We start from the raw sequence: 14,320 nt of genomic DNA, 5'->3' as shown, positions 1-14,320 counted from the left end.
GAATAACAACCGAATAACAACCGAATAACAATGAATATAAAAAAAGCAGAATTTGTGATAAGCAACAGCGACTACCGGAAATGTCCGCAGGACGGAAGGCCGGAGTATGCGTTCATCGGCCGGTCGAATGTAGGCAAGTCGTCGCTGATCAATATGCTGACCAACCGGAAGGGGTTGGCCATGACATCCTCCACTCCGGGGAAGACGATGCTTATCAACCATTTCCTGATTAATGACGAATGGTACCTGGTGGATTTGCCGGGCTACGGTTATGCGCGCCGGGGTAAGGAGGGGCGCGAGAAACTCCGCAAGATCATCGAGGATTATGTGCTGGAACGGGACTCGATGACGAACTTGTTTGTATTGGTGGATTCACGCCATGAGCCGCAGAAGATCGATCTGGAGTTTATGGAGTGGCTGGGTGAGAATGGCGTGCCATTCGCCATCGTCTTTACCAAAGCTGATAAACTGGGTTCCGGGCGACTGCAGTTGAATATCGACGCCTATAAAGAAAAGCTATTGGAAACCTGGGAGGAACTGCCGCCCGTCTTTGTCACTTCATCCGAGAAAAGACAGGGTAGGGAGGAGTTACTCAATTATATTGACAACATCAATACAATGTTATAAAACTTCGCTCTGCCGAATGCTAAGGATGAGGAAGGTCTGCAAGATGAAAAATGACAGATATCTTTGTCCCTTTTCCTGTTTCGGACGTAAGGGTCATTTCTCCGGGCAGGTTTTCAACACGTTCACGCATGGTCCTTAGTCCTATACCTCTTGTGGTAGCGGTTGTGTCGAATCCTTTCCCGTCATCTTCGATAGAAAAACGGAATGTATCACCGTTACTGTCAAATTGAAGAGAGATATCACCGGCACAAGCATGTTTTACGGCATTCGAGAGCCCCTCCTGTACGATACGGTATATATCCAGCGTCAGGGCGGCGGGCAAACTATCCCATATCTCCTGGTGCCGGATGTTGAGTGCTATATTTCCCGTAAAATATTCCTTTTGCCGTGAGACATAATCTTCCAGGATATCGCAAAAGGCGGCGTATTTGAATACGGGCGGCATCAACGCATGGGAAATATTTCTTACTTTGTTGTGAAGCGAGTGCAATGTTTCCCTGAAAGAGTCTTTATCGAAACCATCCTTTTCCATATATCGTAATCAATTTTGCTTTGTCATCTTCTTTTTTCGCCCATTCCAACAGGGCTTTTTTCATGGTTATTTGCTCTGTTGTAGACAGATGATAAGTGACCTGGATTAATTCGTATTTTTCCTCCATTGTCAATTTGTTGTCCGCAATTTGCTCCAGGAAACTATCTAAAGAAGGCTTCTCCTGCGGAAATACGGACATGGTAAGGAATAGAAACAGCAAAGCTGACAAGATTTTCATATGACTAAAATTATTTATTTTCAATGGTGTCATATGGAACTCGCATTTAGTCATGAACTTGGGTGTAATGATGTTCATGCTCGTTTCATATGATGATTTTATTTGTTTCAAATTGAAAATTTATCATTCACACTTCCGGTTTGTAAAGCCACCGATACCAGTTGCGCCACGTTGCGGACATCGAGTTTCACGAACAGGTTTTTTCGATGTGTTTCTATTGTGTTCTCGCTCAACGAAAGTGTTTCGGCCATCTCTCGTGAAGAGTATCCGTCCACGATATATTTGAGGATAAGTTTCTCCTGTACGGTAAGCGGTGTCATTTTCTTTGCCCGGCACAAATATTTCGAGACATATTGATTTTTTAAATGGCAAAAACGGGGACAAAGATAGCGGTCGCCCGACAAGACTGTGTTTACGGCTTGTACGATATGTTCGGATGCCGAACTTTTCAGGACGATGCCGTCCACCTCCATCTCCACCAGCCGGTTGACAGTCCACACCTCTTCATGCATGGTGGCCACGATAATGCGTGCATTAGGTTCAACCGCACGGATGGAAGTGATCAGTTCGAAGCCCGACATTCCCTTTAATTGTAAATCGATAATGTACAGGTCGTAATTCTTCCTTTTTATCTCATCACACACCTGTTGAGCATCCGAAAATCCAACAATTTCTCCGTAGGCAAACGCCGTTTCCAATACCCGGGTAAGGCCATCAAGGACCAACTCATGGTCATCGACCAATAAGATACTGCATTCTTTATTCATGCTCGTTTCATATCTGATAGAATTTTTCCTGTAAAGTCTTCATATAGTTTCGCGATACGCAGAGGTTTTCTTCCCCGTCGAACGGAGGGATCAGATGGCAAGTCATCCCCCTGATCGTGCAAAGATAATTCAGGTTGATGATTTGGCGCTGGCTGATCTGAACGAACGAAGAAGAAGCCTCCAGTATATCGTCCGCCTTTGTGTTTCTTTTTAACGATACCTGCTTCCCATCGCTCAAGGCGGCATTCCATTGCCGTCGCGCATTGATATAGGTAAAATAGCCGATCTGGTTGATGTGGAGTAACCGGTATCCCGTCACATCAGGCACCATAAAGATCTGGTTTGCCGGTAGTAATTCGGAGAATTTCCGGTCGAGAAACTTCATATCCTTTTCCCGGGCTGCATGTTCAAAAAAACGATGGATGATCAATGAGAATTCTTCATGTCCATAGGGCTTAAGCAGATAGTCGAAAGCAGATTCCCGTAAAGCGTCGAGCCAATATTTCTGATAGGACGTATAGAATACCACCTGCATGGGCCATGTGACGCGGTATTGTAAACTGTGCAGCAGTTCCACTCCGCTCATTTCGGGCAGTTCCACGTCGAGGAAAAGCAGGTCGGGGGTCTTTTCCAGTATCAGTCTGATCCCTTCTTCAGCCTTTTGGGCCTCTCCCACGAGCGTTAATTCGGGAAAGGCTGCCACCGATTGGCGCAGGTTCCCGATACAGACCGGTTCATCATCGACTACCGCTACGGTATACCTTTTGTGTATCATCTCATCTGACTGTTTTATTCAAACGTATAATTATCCGGTATGTAAACCGAGACCTTTGTTCCACCTAATCCCTCTTCGTCAGAACGAAGGATATGGAAGAGGATCTTTTCCTTGTTTTTGTGATTGAACAGGTCGATACTCTGGTATAATACTTTTAATCCGGTACCGGTACCCGCCGATGGGGCCTCTTTTCCCGGCACATAACCGGGACCGTTATCCTGGATGAGGATGAGGGTGCCATTCTCTTCGTTCTTCACCCGGACGGATAGTCTTTTTTCTCCCTCTTTTTGACGTAAAGCATGTTTTATGGCGTTTTCCACCGGTATCTGGATAATCATCGGAGGTATGAAAACGGCTGTGGTGTCGATACGTGGATCGATGTCCCATTCAAGCCGGAAGTCATCGCCAAGACTTTCCTGTTCCAGCCCGATATATGCCCGGGCGAATTCCAGTTCCTGTACAAGCGTCACATAAGTTTGCGCAGTCAGTTCAAGGCTCCTTCGCAACAACATCACCAGACCCTTCAGGTTGGAGTGGACGGTGTCGCCCGAGGAACTTATTTCCCTGTTGAGCACATTGAAAACGAAATGGGGAGAGATACGGTTGCGGATATTGGATAATTTGAGTTTGGTCATCTGGTCGTGAAAGATCATCGATTGCAGGTCTTTCTGCTTTTTCATCACCAGAGACACAATTACCGCCATAGCCACGACCAGCAGGCTGACCGATACCCATACAAAACTCCTCATCCGGAGCGACCTGATATTGGATGCCTGGGTCTGGATAAGTATTTCTTTTTTCATAAGGGTGGTATCCTGGTCATAGCGCATGTCTATCTCGGCGATGCGCATCATGGTTCGTTCCGAACGGATCGAATCATCCATATCCCTGTTTTTCAGCAGATAGGAATAGGCTTGTTTGAAGTCGCCCGTGCGGGCAAAATAATCCTGGATGTACTTGTTGCGGATACCCGTAAGGTTTGGCTCTATCCCTGTGGCGTCGCCGCTGTTTTGCAGGTAATGCCCCGCCAGTTGCGGATCATTGTCTTTCAAAGCCATACCGGCCCTGATCGTCCCGATATGGTAAAGGAAGGTTTGTTCGTTGATGTCGCAGAAATAGGCGTACGCCTTATCCAGATAATAGCGTGCCGAATCGGGCTTATCCAGATGAAAATAAATTTCACCCAGGTTCACATTGATCAGATTTTCGGAAAACCGGTATCCGCCGGGGGTGACCAATGCTTTCCCCTTTTTGAACCAGGGCAGGGCATGCCCGTATTCTTCCTTAAAAAAGTAATAGTTTCCACGGGTATTGCAGTAAAAAAACTGCTCGTTCAGCGTTCGCCTTTCGTATTGATTTTCCGCCAGCCGGAAATAATGGTCGGAGAGGTCAAAGTCCCGTAATTCCATATAGAGTTGTCCCAACCCCGTGTAGATAGGGAACCCGGTTTGATCCGTCATTCCCAAAGAATCGCTGATGGATAGTGCTTTTCGATAATAGAATGCACTATTGGCGAAATCTCCTTTTCTCATGTACATATCGGCAATATTGATACAAACGTCGGGTGCTTTTTTCCGCTCGTGCGTCAATTCATAGCATTGTAAGGCCTGCATGAAATAATAAAGCGCTGAATCTTGATTTCTGGCAAGGCCGTAACAGTTGCCTATGGCGTTATAGGATAGTGCCATAAGGAGATGGGTTTGTTCCGAGGGTTCTTGTTGTGCCGCATAAGCCAGTACCCGCTCCGCTGTCATTTGTGCCGAGTCGGGTTGATCCGCTACGGTGTAGGTCAACCCATAAGTACTGAGCGCCTTATAATAATCCATGCTGTCGGTTGCTTCTTTCATGGCTTTTCGCAGCAACCGGCGCGAATGGGGTAGGTTACTGTAAAGTGAGTCCACAGCTTCTGATATGATCGCCCCCATCTTTTCATCCCCGTTCCCTATAACCGGCGCAACTTTTTCCTTGCACGAAAGAACGGCAAAGACGATAAAAATATAAACAATTCTCTCCATAAACGGGGTATTCATTTTATTCCAACGCGCTCGTTCCATTGAGAAATATTTGTTTTTTTTAATGAAGTTGTGTGAAAATCTTCTATTTGCAAATTTACGTCATTTTATTTGAAAAACAACACAGGGGGATAAAAAATATACCGGTTAATCATCTATTTTGCAGGATAGGCTTGTTGAATTGCAAGATAGTCATTTCCAGTATTTTATTCTATTGCTTGGTAGTTTGATTCTCTCTACTTTTGTAGCGTTAAGAATAAAGAAGATCAAAAATCACGGGAACCCGTGAGAAAAAATAACCAGCAAGCGCCGACCTTTGCCGCGTAACAGACGACCATTTATTGGCAATGAACATATAGAGACACATAATTTCACTAATTGGACAAATGGAAAATCCCGGAATAAATACAGGCACTTATCTCGGAGCAGTTCTGTTTTTGCTTGCTTTATTGACATTGTTTTTTTCCATCTATGAACGGATAAAGAATAACCGTATGCTGCAACAGGAAGAACAATACCGTTGCGATATTTTTGCCAAAGTCACCCATGAGATACGCACACCCCTCACAGTAATCCTTGGCCTGAGCAGACAACTCAGTGAACAGAAGCACCTGTCTAACGGGAATCTCTCTACTTACCTTGCTGTAATTGAACGGCAAGGGAAAGGCCTCTCCGAACTGGTCAACCAACTCTTCGATATTGCCAGCCTGCAGGCATCGGACAAAACCGAGGAATGGAAAACCGGTAATGTAGTCCCTTTTGTGGAGATGATGGTCGAAACATTCCGGATACGTGCGGGACAAAGAGGGATAGAGCTTTTCTTTTTCAGCAGGGAAGCGGATATCCAGACCGACTTCGTTCCCGGCTGGCTCAACAAGATACTCCACAATCTCCTGACCAATGCCATACAATACAGTGAAGAGGGTACCCGTATCAACCTTATCATGGAAAGGGATAGGAGGGATGGCAAAAAGGTGGTCATCAAAGTGGCTGACCAGGGGAAAGGAATTGACCGGGAAATGCTAAACGATATTTTTGGCCTGTTTTATAAGGGGAAACAAGATAGTGGGGAAATTCCTTCCGGAAGCGGGATAGGCCTGACACTTGTCAAACAGCTGACGGAAGCCATGGGAGGGACAGTCCATGTGGAAAGCGAGCCCGGGAAAGGATCTACCTTCATCATTGAACTGCCTGTCAGGAGAAATGAAAAGCAGCTCCATGCCCACTGGATGCCCGAAAAGCAAATGCCACATCCGGCCGTAACAGGTCTTTCGTACGATCCGCGCACCACTATTTTACTGGCAGAAGACAATAAGGATATCGCCTTATATATCCGCACACTTTTCCATCCTGACCAATATAATATCATACATGCCTGCAACGGAGAGAAAGCGTGGGAAATGGCCGGTAAGCAAATGCCCGACCTTGTGATTACCGACCTGGTTATGCCGAAAAAGAGTGGGATTGAACTATGCAGGGAGATAAAGAACTCCCCGCTTCTTGACCATATTCCAGTGGTCATTATTTCTGCGAAGAACAGCGATTCCGATCTGCTTGAAGGGTTAAAAAGCGGCGCCGACAGTTATATCCGTAAACCATTTTATCCGGAGGAACTGCAATTGCGGGTGGAAAATTTATTGGAAAACAGACGATTGCTGAAGAAGAAATATGGCAGGGCGCTGGTGAAAGAAGAAAAGGTGGAACGGGGAGAAGACGGCAATATGAATGTTGATTTCCTGCAGCATGTAACCGACATCATCCACCGTGAAATGAAAAATCCTGATTTCACTCCAGGGCAATTGGCCCGGGAACTGGCCGTAAGCATATCGCAACTGAACAAGAAACTGAATGCCATTGCCGGACATCCTTCTTCTGCCTATATCTTACAGGTAAAACTCAGCCATGCCAAGAAGATTTTTAATACTCAAAACAAGACCATCGGTGAGGTAGCTTCCGAATGTGGTATTTACGATGTCAATTATTTCTCGCGGGTATTTAAAAAGTATACCGGCATTACCCCTACCCAATTCAAACGGCTGCCGCAAGTCTGACCTCCAATTCCAATTCTATCCGGTTTATTATCCTCCTGCACTGTCAAATGATCCACCGATCAGGTCGAGGAGTTCGTTGGTGATGGATTGTTGGCGCAGTTTATTATATTCCAGCGTAAGGGCTTCGGTGAGGTCGTCGGCATTGTCGGTCGCGATCCGCATGGCCGACATGCGGGCGGCATGCTCCGAGGTGACCGAATCGAGGTGGGCAGTAAAGAGCTTTATTTTCAGTATTTTGGGGAGGAGTTGTATGAGGATGGTTTTCCTGTCGGGTTCTACGATATAGTGGGTATCCGGATTGCTGCCGCCGGCCGTTTTACCTGCTCCCGGTTCCCCGGAGGGTGTTTTCCCGTCGTGAGTCGTGTCCGGCCCGATAGGAAGGAACGGTTCGTTGACCACCACCTGCGACCCTTTGCTGCGGAAATGGTGATAGATAAGTTCCACACGGTCGATTTCCCCTTTCAGGTACATCCCCATCAACTCTTCAGCTATCTGTTGCGCATTCTGATAGGATGGGTTTCCACTGATCTCACTGTAGTCTCCTTGCGGTTTAAACCTCATGGTACGCACTGCTTTTGCCACTTTCTCCCCGATAGGGTAAAGGAGGATATTTTCTTTTCCCAACGGCAAATAGTTTCCTACTACTTTTCTCAGCCTTTCAGTAATATCATCGTTGAACCTGCCGGCCAACCCGGTATTGGAGGAAAAAGCCACGATGGCGACCCGTTTCACGGTGCGCGTTTGCAGGAAGGGGGAGTCGATACTCTCTTCCCGGTCTGCAAGCAACTGTAGTATCCGGTACAAATTCTGCTCATAAGGATAGAGGTTCTGGATGAGTCGTTGCGTTTTCATCAAACGGGCAGAAGAGATCATCATCATGGCCGATGTGATCTTTTGCGTGGATCGTACCGACTGTATCCTGGTTTTTATCTCTTTCAGTTGTGCCATCGTCTCAGGAATTGATTATTTTTGTTATATCAGCCGCTACTTCTTCAATAATTTTACCGATCCCGTCATTTATCTGGCCCTCTTTCAGTGGATCGAGCACATCGTGTCGATGGCTTGTCTCGAGCATCCCGAGAAACTCTTTTTCGAATTTTGCCACTTTCCCGAGAGCGATACCTTTGAGAAGCCCGTGGGTACCGCAGTAGAGAATAGCTATCTGCTGCTCTACGGTCATGGGGCTGTGTACAGGCTGTACAAGCAGTTGTTCGTTCTTTTGTCCCTTATCGATGGTCATGGCCGTCACGGCATCCATATCACCACCGAATTTGGAGAAGGCTGCCAGTTCCTGGTATTGGGCCTGGTCGATCTTCAGCGTACCGGCCACTTTTTTCATCGACTTGATCTGTGCGTTACCTCCCACGCGGGAGACGGAGATACCTACGTTGATAGCGGGACGGATTCCTTTGTTATAAAGGTCGGCTTCCAGGAATATCTGCCCGTCGGTGATGGAGATGACGTTGGTCGGGATATAAGCCGATACGTCGCCCGCCTGCGTTTCGATAATGGGCAAGGCTGTGAGGGAACCACCTCCTTTGATTTTTCCTTCGAGGCTGGGAGGAAGATCATTCATCCGTTCTGCCACGTCTTGTTGGACAATGATGTTTGCCGCTCTTTCCAACAGCCGGGAGTGGAGGTAGAAAATATCACCGGGATAGGCTTCCCGTCCCGACGGGCGACGCAGGATCAGCGACACTTCACGGTAAGCCACTGCCTGCTTGGAAAGGTCGTCATAAATGACCAGGGCGTGTCTGCCTGTGTCGCGGAAATACTCACCGATAGCCGCACCGGCAAAGGGTGCAATATACCGCATGGCGGCAGGGTCTGATCCGCTGGTAGAGACCACTACGGTATAATCCATGGCTCCCCCGTCGGTAAGCGTTTTGACGATAGAGGCTACTGAAGAGCCTTTTTGTCCTACCGCCACATAGATGCAGTAGACCGGGTCGCCATTTTCAAAATTCTTCCGTTGGTTGAGAATAGTGTCGATGGCGATGCTGGTCTTCCCGGTCTGCCGGTCACCGATGATCAGCTCACGTTGGCCGCGTCCGATGGGGATCATGGCATCTACCGCCTTCAACCCGGTCTGTAGTGGGGTATTGACAGGTTGACGGTAAACTACGCCGGGCGCTTTTCTCTCCAGAGGCATCTCCAGCAACTCACCACTCAACGGGCCTTTACCATCGAGGGGGTCGCCGCCAGGAGAGACCACACGACCGAGCATACCCTCTCCTGCAAAGATCGAAGCTACCCGCCCGGTACGTTTTACCGTAAATCCCTCTTTGATCTCACTGGAACTACCCAACAGTATGGCTCCCACATTGTCTTCTTCCAGGTTCATTACGATGGCCCGCATGCCGTTATCGAACTCCAACAATTCGTTCGCTTCGGCATTGCGTAGACCGAAAATACGTACGACACCATCACTCACAGTGATGACCGTACCTGTTTCATCATATTGAATGCCGGTATCGAGACCTTCGAGTTGCATCCGCAGTACTTCGGAGACTTCGCTTATCTTGATGTTATGATTGGACATTTTTTAAGTTAAGAATTAAGAATGAAAAATTAAGAATTAAAAATTAAGAATTAAGAATGAAGAATGAAGAATGAAGAGTTTTCTTAGAAACGAGGGCAGAAACAAACTTGTTTTTGTCTGTTGAGCAAAGAAAACATCTGAGTTTACTCGAATATGCCGAGTGACGACAGAAAATGGACGTAGTCAACTAAGGATTGGGAATTCACAGTTGTTCTTTCTGGAATTTATTCCTTATACGGGCCAATTCACCCGATATGCTTGCGTCCCATCTGAAGTCATCCAGGGTCAGTATGAAACCTCCAATGATTCCTGGATCGGCAACCGATTCTATTTCGATATCCGCTTTTACCATTTTTTGGATCCGGCTAATCAATTGTTGCTCCGTTTCTTCGTCAATGGCTACTGCGGTAACTAATTTCCCCCGTTGGATATTGAATTTCTCTCTGTAGAGATCGATAAAACGAAGGACGATGTATTGTAAGTTCTCTTCCCTTTCATTCCGGAGGATAAGATCGGTCATCCTGGAAAGCGATGATGGCATACTACCGCCGCAGGCCGTCACAAGAATTTTCTTCTTATCGCCCGCCGGTACCGAAGGGTTCATCATTGCACGACGTAATGTGGGCATTTTCATGAACATCTCCGAAAGCAGTTTCATCCTGTCATATACCTCATCCTGTTGATCCAGGCTGACGGCATATTGCAGCAGGGAGTCGGCATAACGTGAAGAAATGAGTCCGATATCCATAGGCTGTTTATGATTTTGAGATATCTATTTCATTCAACAGGCGGTCGATCATCTTCTTCTGTTCCTGCTCAGTTCCCAACTTTTCCCTTAATATCCTTTCGGCAAGGGTCAGCGATAGTGAAGCAGCTTCATTCCGGATTGAACGGAGAGCCTCTTCTTTTTCTGCACCAATTTGCCGGCGGGCGGAAGCGATCACCTTCTCCGATTCCAGGCGGGCATCTTCGCGTGCCTTTTCTATCATCGCTTCCCGTCTCTGTGCAGCTTCCTTGAGGATCTCCGCCTGTTCTTTGCGGGCTTGTGCCAATATGGCTTCACCGGTCTCCTTTATGCCGGCCAGCTCCTCGTGCGCTTTCTTGGCAGCGAGGAGCGATTCTTCGATATAATCTTTCCGCTTTTCAACCGACTTGAGGATGGCGGGAAATCCGAATTTTGCCAGCAAGAACACCGTAATACCGAAAGAAATCAGCATCCAGAAAAGAAGACCGGGTTCTGGCGTAAGTAATGACATATCTTATTACATTGATTAGAGAATAAAGCCACAGACAACTACTGCAAACAAGGCAACCCCTTCTATAAGTGCCGCTGCAATGATCATGTTCATCCTGATATCGGAGGCTGATTCGGGTTGACGGGAGATGCCTTCCATGGCAGATCCCCCGATCTTACCGATTCCAATCCCCGCACTAATGGCTGCAAGACCTATCCCTATGGCCGCACCAAATGATCCTAACCCGTCGGCGCTTACCTGTAATATTGTACCGACTGTCTGTAATAAAACTGTAAGTAATACCATAACATTTATTTTTGATTTGTTGTGAAATCTATAATAGAAAAGCGATTCTCATCCTTTGCTTTAACTATGCAAAGATAAGATTTTATATAATACCTGTGTCTAAAAATTACTCAAACGGCTATTTTGTATACCGAACTAAAGTTAAAACCCGATGAAGGTTTGAATAAGCTAATTATTCAGGACTTCCATTATTGTAAGAGAAGTATCATCATCAGGTTTCAATTCCAAAACCTTAGAGGCATATTCTTTTGCTTTCTTTTTATCCTCAAAACACCTTTTTATTGTATCATTGCAAAACTGAATAAATCTATTTTTTCCATGAAGATACTGAAAATACCTACCAACAAAATCCCTGCAGTACAGAATATAAGACTTGCCTTATTATAACTATCCGTCCGCAGTGAAGGGATAGGATGTTCATTCTTGTCGATAAACATGGCTTTTACCACCAGCAGATAATAATAGAGTGAAATGATGGTGTTGATCACAGCGATCAGTACCAGGATATAAAATCCCTGCTCCATGGCTGCGGCAAAAATAAAGAATTTGCTGAAAAAACCGGCGAAGGGTGGAATGCCGCCGAGGGAGAACATCGACAACATCATCACGAAGCTCAATAGGGGATTGGTGGTGTATAACCCTTTGTAATCGGGAATGTTGATCTTGCCGGTACGATTTTCGATAATGGCAATCACTCCGAAAGCGGCCAGGTTGGAAAAGAGGTACACGAATATATAATAGACGAGGGTGGTCATGCCGAATGCCGTTCCCCCGACAATCCCCAATACTATATATCCTGCCTGGGAGATGGAGGAAAATGCGAGGAACCGTTTTATGTTTTTCTGCCGGATGGCAAACAGGTTGGCCAGGGTAATACTTACAATGATCAGCCCGTAGAGGATGCCCTGCCATTGCGTGACGAGGTTGCCGAATACTTTGTAAAGTAACAATGCCAGGGCAAAAACAGCAGCTCCTTTCGATACTACCGACAGGTAGGATGTAACGTTCGTGGGGGCCCCTTCATATACATCGGGTGTCCACATATGGAACGGTACAAGCGATATCTTAAAGAATATTCCCGCAATAAAGAAAACGAATGCCATGATCTGAAGCGCGTTGGCGCCAATCAATGCCGGCATATCGGCAAAGTAAAGCGTACCCGTAGTACCATAAAGATATGAGATTCCGAACAGCATGATCCCGGATGAAAAGGTTGCCAGCAAGATATATTTGGCGCCTGCCTCGGCCGATTTCTTACTCTGTTTCTCCATGGCTGCCAATGTTCCCATGGGGATGGAAGCCATCTCCAAACCTATATAGAACAGGAGGAAATGACCGCTCGAGATCATGAAATAAAATCCCAGGAGGGTGATCAGGGTAAGGAAATAATATTCTCCCTTTTTGTTGTTCATCCGCTCACTGTTGAACGCCTCCGCCTGCAGGAATACAATGAGCGTGGCGATATTGAGGATGGTTTTGACAACCCCTGCCATGGGAACATAGGTGTACATGCCGCCGAATGCGGTGCCGGCTTCGTGTGGCCATATGTGCAGGAGGGTATGTATGGCCAACAGGGCAATAGCTACGGGTTGAAAATATTTCATCCCTCTCTTGTTCGCCATCAAATCATATACTAACAGGATAAGAATGACTACCAATAGCGATACTTCGCTACGCATAAATAAAAAATTACTGAAATTTTCCATTTCCTTTATATCTGTTTAATTCGAGTTGTATATATATCGAATTGATTGATGAACTTGTGTTATTTTATCAATGCCAAACTTTGATTCAACATATCGGACAATCCCAAAGGGAACATGCCGATATAGGCAATTCCTGAGATCAATATCACTACTGCCAGTTTCTCATACCAGACAGCATCAGTCAATGCAGCATGCTGTCCGTTTTGGATCGGTCCGTAGAGGAACTTACCGACCATCCGGAGGATATAGACCGCAGTGATAACGATGGATGATATGGCTATGATGGTGAGTACTCTTCTGAAAAGATCGGCATGCTCAAATGAACCGATGAAAATTGTCATCTCCGATACGAAACCGCTAAGCCCCGGAAGCCCCAGTGAGGCCAACCCTGCGATCACAAAAGCCACTCCCAGGAAGGGTATTACTTTCATCAGGCCTCCCATTTCGGTAATCATGCGGGTATGGGTGCGTTGATAGATGGTACCGATCAGGGCGAAGAAAAGGGCTGTCATCAAGCCGTGCGAAAGCATTTGCAGCACGGCTCCCGTCATGGCGGTACGTGTGAGCATCAGGATGGCGAACAACACCAGGTTGCAATGGCTCACCGATGAATAGGCATTGATATATTTCAGGTCGCGTTGGTGGATTGCCGACAACGCGCCGTAGAAGACACCCGTAGCCGTAAGCACAAGGAATAGGGGAGCCAATATTTCAGCGGCCTCCGGCATCAGGTAAATCGATACACGGAAGCATCCGTATCCTCCCAGTTTCATCAATACGCCGGCGTGAAGCATCGACACGGCCGTAGGGGCCGAAGCATGACCGTCGGGTGACCAGGTATGAAACGGGAAAAGGGCGCCCAGCACACCAAAGCCGATAAAAGTAAGGGTGAAGAAGAAGAGTTGTTTATCCAATGGAATGTGGATGTTGGCAATATCGAGGATGTTCATGCTTACCGCTCCCGCACTGAAGTAGATTCCGAGGATTCCCACCAACAGTAAAGAGGATGCACCCATCAACATCAGTGTTAGCTTCATGGCGGAGTACTCCTTTTTTCCGCTGCCCCAGATACCGATCAAGAGGTACATGGGGATGAGTGCTACTTCATAAAACATAAATAGGGTGAACAGGTCGGTGGTGATGAAGAATCCGAATACTCCTAAGGAGAGCAGGCAGAACCACAGGAAAAACTCTTTGGTGAGGGGTTGGATATTCCACGAAATGAAGGTGCCGGTGAGAACAATCACTGAAGAGAGGCAGAGCATTGCTACCGAAACGCCGTCCACACCCAATGAAAAGCCTATGTTCAGCGGCTTATACCACATGTGGGTGGAGGTGAAGAGCATGGTGCCGGAAGCAATGCTGTTTTCAGTGGCATAACGGATTACCAGATAGACGGATGCTGCCACCAGTGCGATGCTGCCGGTTACCATTATAGCCAGCACCTGCTTGCGGTTCGCTGCTGCGAACAAGGAAAGCAACATAACCAGTGGGATCAGGATGAATATTGTTAAGAAGTTCATATGAGT

At 46.7% G+C, this 14,320-nt stretch carries 14 protein-coding genes; 2 read left to right on the top strand and 12 right to left on the bottom strand.

The annotated features are described in order from the left end of the window. Positions 1-30: 30 nt before the first annotated feature. Entirely contained in the window at positions 31-627 is a 597-nt protein-coding gene (yihA, locus tag ABV001_RS01145) for a ribosome biogenesis GTP-binding protein YihA/YsxC (protein ID WP_352421103.1), read from the top strand. A 19-nt stretch (positions 628-646) separates the two neighbouring features. On the opposite strand, the gene ABV001_RS01140 is transcribed toward yihA, so the two are convergent. From ABV001_RS01140 to ABV001_RS01120, 5 genes are all read right to left on the bottom strand, one after another. Continuing rightward, entirely contained in the window at positions 647-1,159 is a 513-nt protein-coding gene (locus ABV001_RS01140) for a sensor histidine kinase (RefSeq protein WP_352421102.1), read from the bottom strand. After that, positions 1,137-1,397, bottom strand: coding sequence for a hypothetical protein (locus ABV001_RS01135; RefSeq protein WP_352421101.1), 261 nt, complete (start codon positions 1,395-1,397; stop codon positions 1,137-1,139). Before ABV001_RS01135 ends, ABV001_RS01140 begins: the two co-directional genes overlap by 23 nt. Before the next feature lie 107 nt (positions 1,398-1,504). Beyond that, entirely contained in the window at positions 1,505-2,164 is a 660-nt protein-coding gene (locus ABV001_RS01130; protein WP_352421100.1) for a response regulator, read from the bottom strand. A 7-nt stretch (positions 2,165-2,171) separates the two neighbouring features. Next, entirely contained in the window at positions 2,172-2,939 is a 768-nt protein-coding gene (locus ABV001_RS01125; RefSeq protein ID WP_352421099.1) for a LytR/AlgR family response regulator transcription factor, read from the bottom strand. A gap of 14 nt (positions 2,940-2,953) precedes the next feature. Next, a complete protein-coding gene (locus tag ABV001_RS01120) occupies positions 2,954-4,993 on the bottom strand; it encodes a tetratricopeptide repeat-containing sensor histidine kinase (RefSeq protein ID WP_352421098.1) in 2,040 nt (679 codons plus the stop codon). 344 nt (positions 4,994-5,337) lie between these two features. On the opposite strand from ABV001_RS01120, the gene ABV001_RS01115 reads away from it, so the two are divergent. Then, complete coding sequence (locus tag ABV001_RS01115) at positions 5,338-7,002, top strand: hybrid sensor histidine kinase/response regulator transcription factor (RefSeq protein ID WP_352421097.1); 1,665 nt, start codon at positions 5,338-5,340, stop codon at positions 7,000-7,002. A gap of 27 nt (positions 7,003-7,029) precedes the next feature. Here ABV001_RS01115 and atpG read toward each other — a convergent pair whose 3' ends face one another. From atpG to ABV001_RS01080, 7 genes are all read right to left on the bottom strand, one after another. After that, positions 7,030-7,950, bottom strand: a complete 921-nt coding sequence (atpG, locus tag ABV001_RS01110) for an ATP synthase F1 subunit gamma (RefSeq protein ID WP_352421096.1) — start codon at positions 7,948-7,950, stop codon at positions 7,030-7,032. Positions 7,951-7,954: 4 nt separating this feature from the next. Continuing rightward, the gene (gene atpA / locus ABV001_RS01105; RefSeq protein ID WP_323423343.1) at positions 7,955-9,544 is read right to left on the bottom strand and encodes a F0F1 ATP synthase subunit alpha; all 1,590 of its coding nucleotides are present in this window, start codon (positions 9,542-9,544) and stop codon (positions 7,955-7,957) included. Positions 9,545-9,746: 202 nt separating this feature from the next. Then, the gene (locus tag ABV001_RS01100) at positions 9,747-10,292 is read right to left on the bottom strand and encodes a F0F1 ATP synthase subunit delta (protein ID WP_352421095.1); all 546 of its coding nucleotides are present in this window, start codon (positions 10,290-10,292) and stop codon (positions 9,747-9,749) included. 7 nt (positions 10,293-10,299) lie between these two features. Beyond that, positions 10,300-10,800 (bottom strand): F0F1 ATP synthase subunit B, encoded by a 501-nt coding sequence (gene atpF, locus ABV001_RS01095; protein ID WP_323423341.1) that lies wholly within the window; start codon positions 10,798-10,800, stop codon positions 10,300-10,302. Positions 10,801-10,815: 15 nt separating this feature from the next. Next, positions 10,816-11,085 (bottom strand): ATP synthase F0 subunit C, encoded by a 270-nt coding sequence (gene atpE, locus ABV001_RS01090; protein ID WP_323423340.1) that lies wholly within the window; start codon positions 11,083-11,085, stop codon positions 10,816-10,818. A gap of 278 nt (positions 11,086-11,363) precedes the next feature. After that, a complete protein-coding gene (locus ABV001_RS01085) occupies positions 11,364-12,791 on the bottom strand; it encodes an NADH-quinone oxidoreductase subunit N (protein WP_352421094.1) in 1,428 nt (475 codons plus the stop codon). Between the two features lie 59 nt (positions 12,792-12,850). Further along, on the bottom strand, positions 12,851-14,314 hold the full coding sequence (locus ABV001_RS01080) for a complex I subunit 4 family protein (RefSeq protein WP_352421093.1): 1,464 nt from the start codon (positions 14,312-14,314) through the stop codon (positions 12,851-12,853). Positions 14,315-14,320: the final 6 nt, after the last annotated feature.

The organism is Proteiniphilum sp. (assembly GCF_040307845.1).
Classification (GTDB): domain Bacteria; phylum Bacteroidota; class Bacteroidia; order Bacteroidales; family Dysgonomonadaceae; genus Proteiniphilum.
The sequence above is the reverse complement of the archived record's forward strand: the minus strand, read 5'-3'. Positions and strand labels throughout refer to the sequence as shown.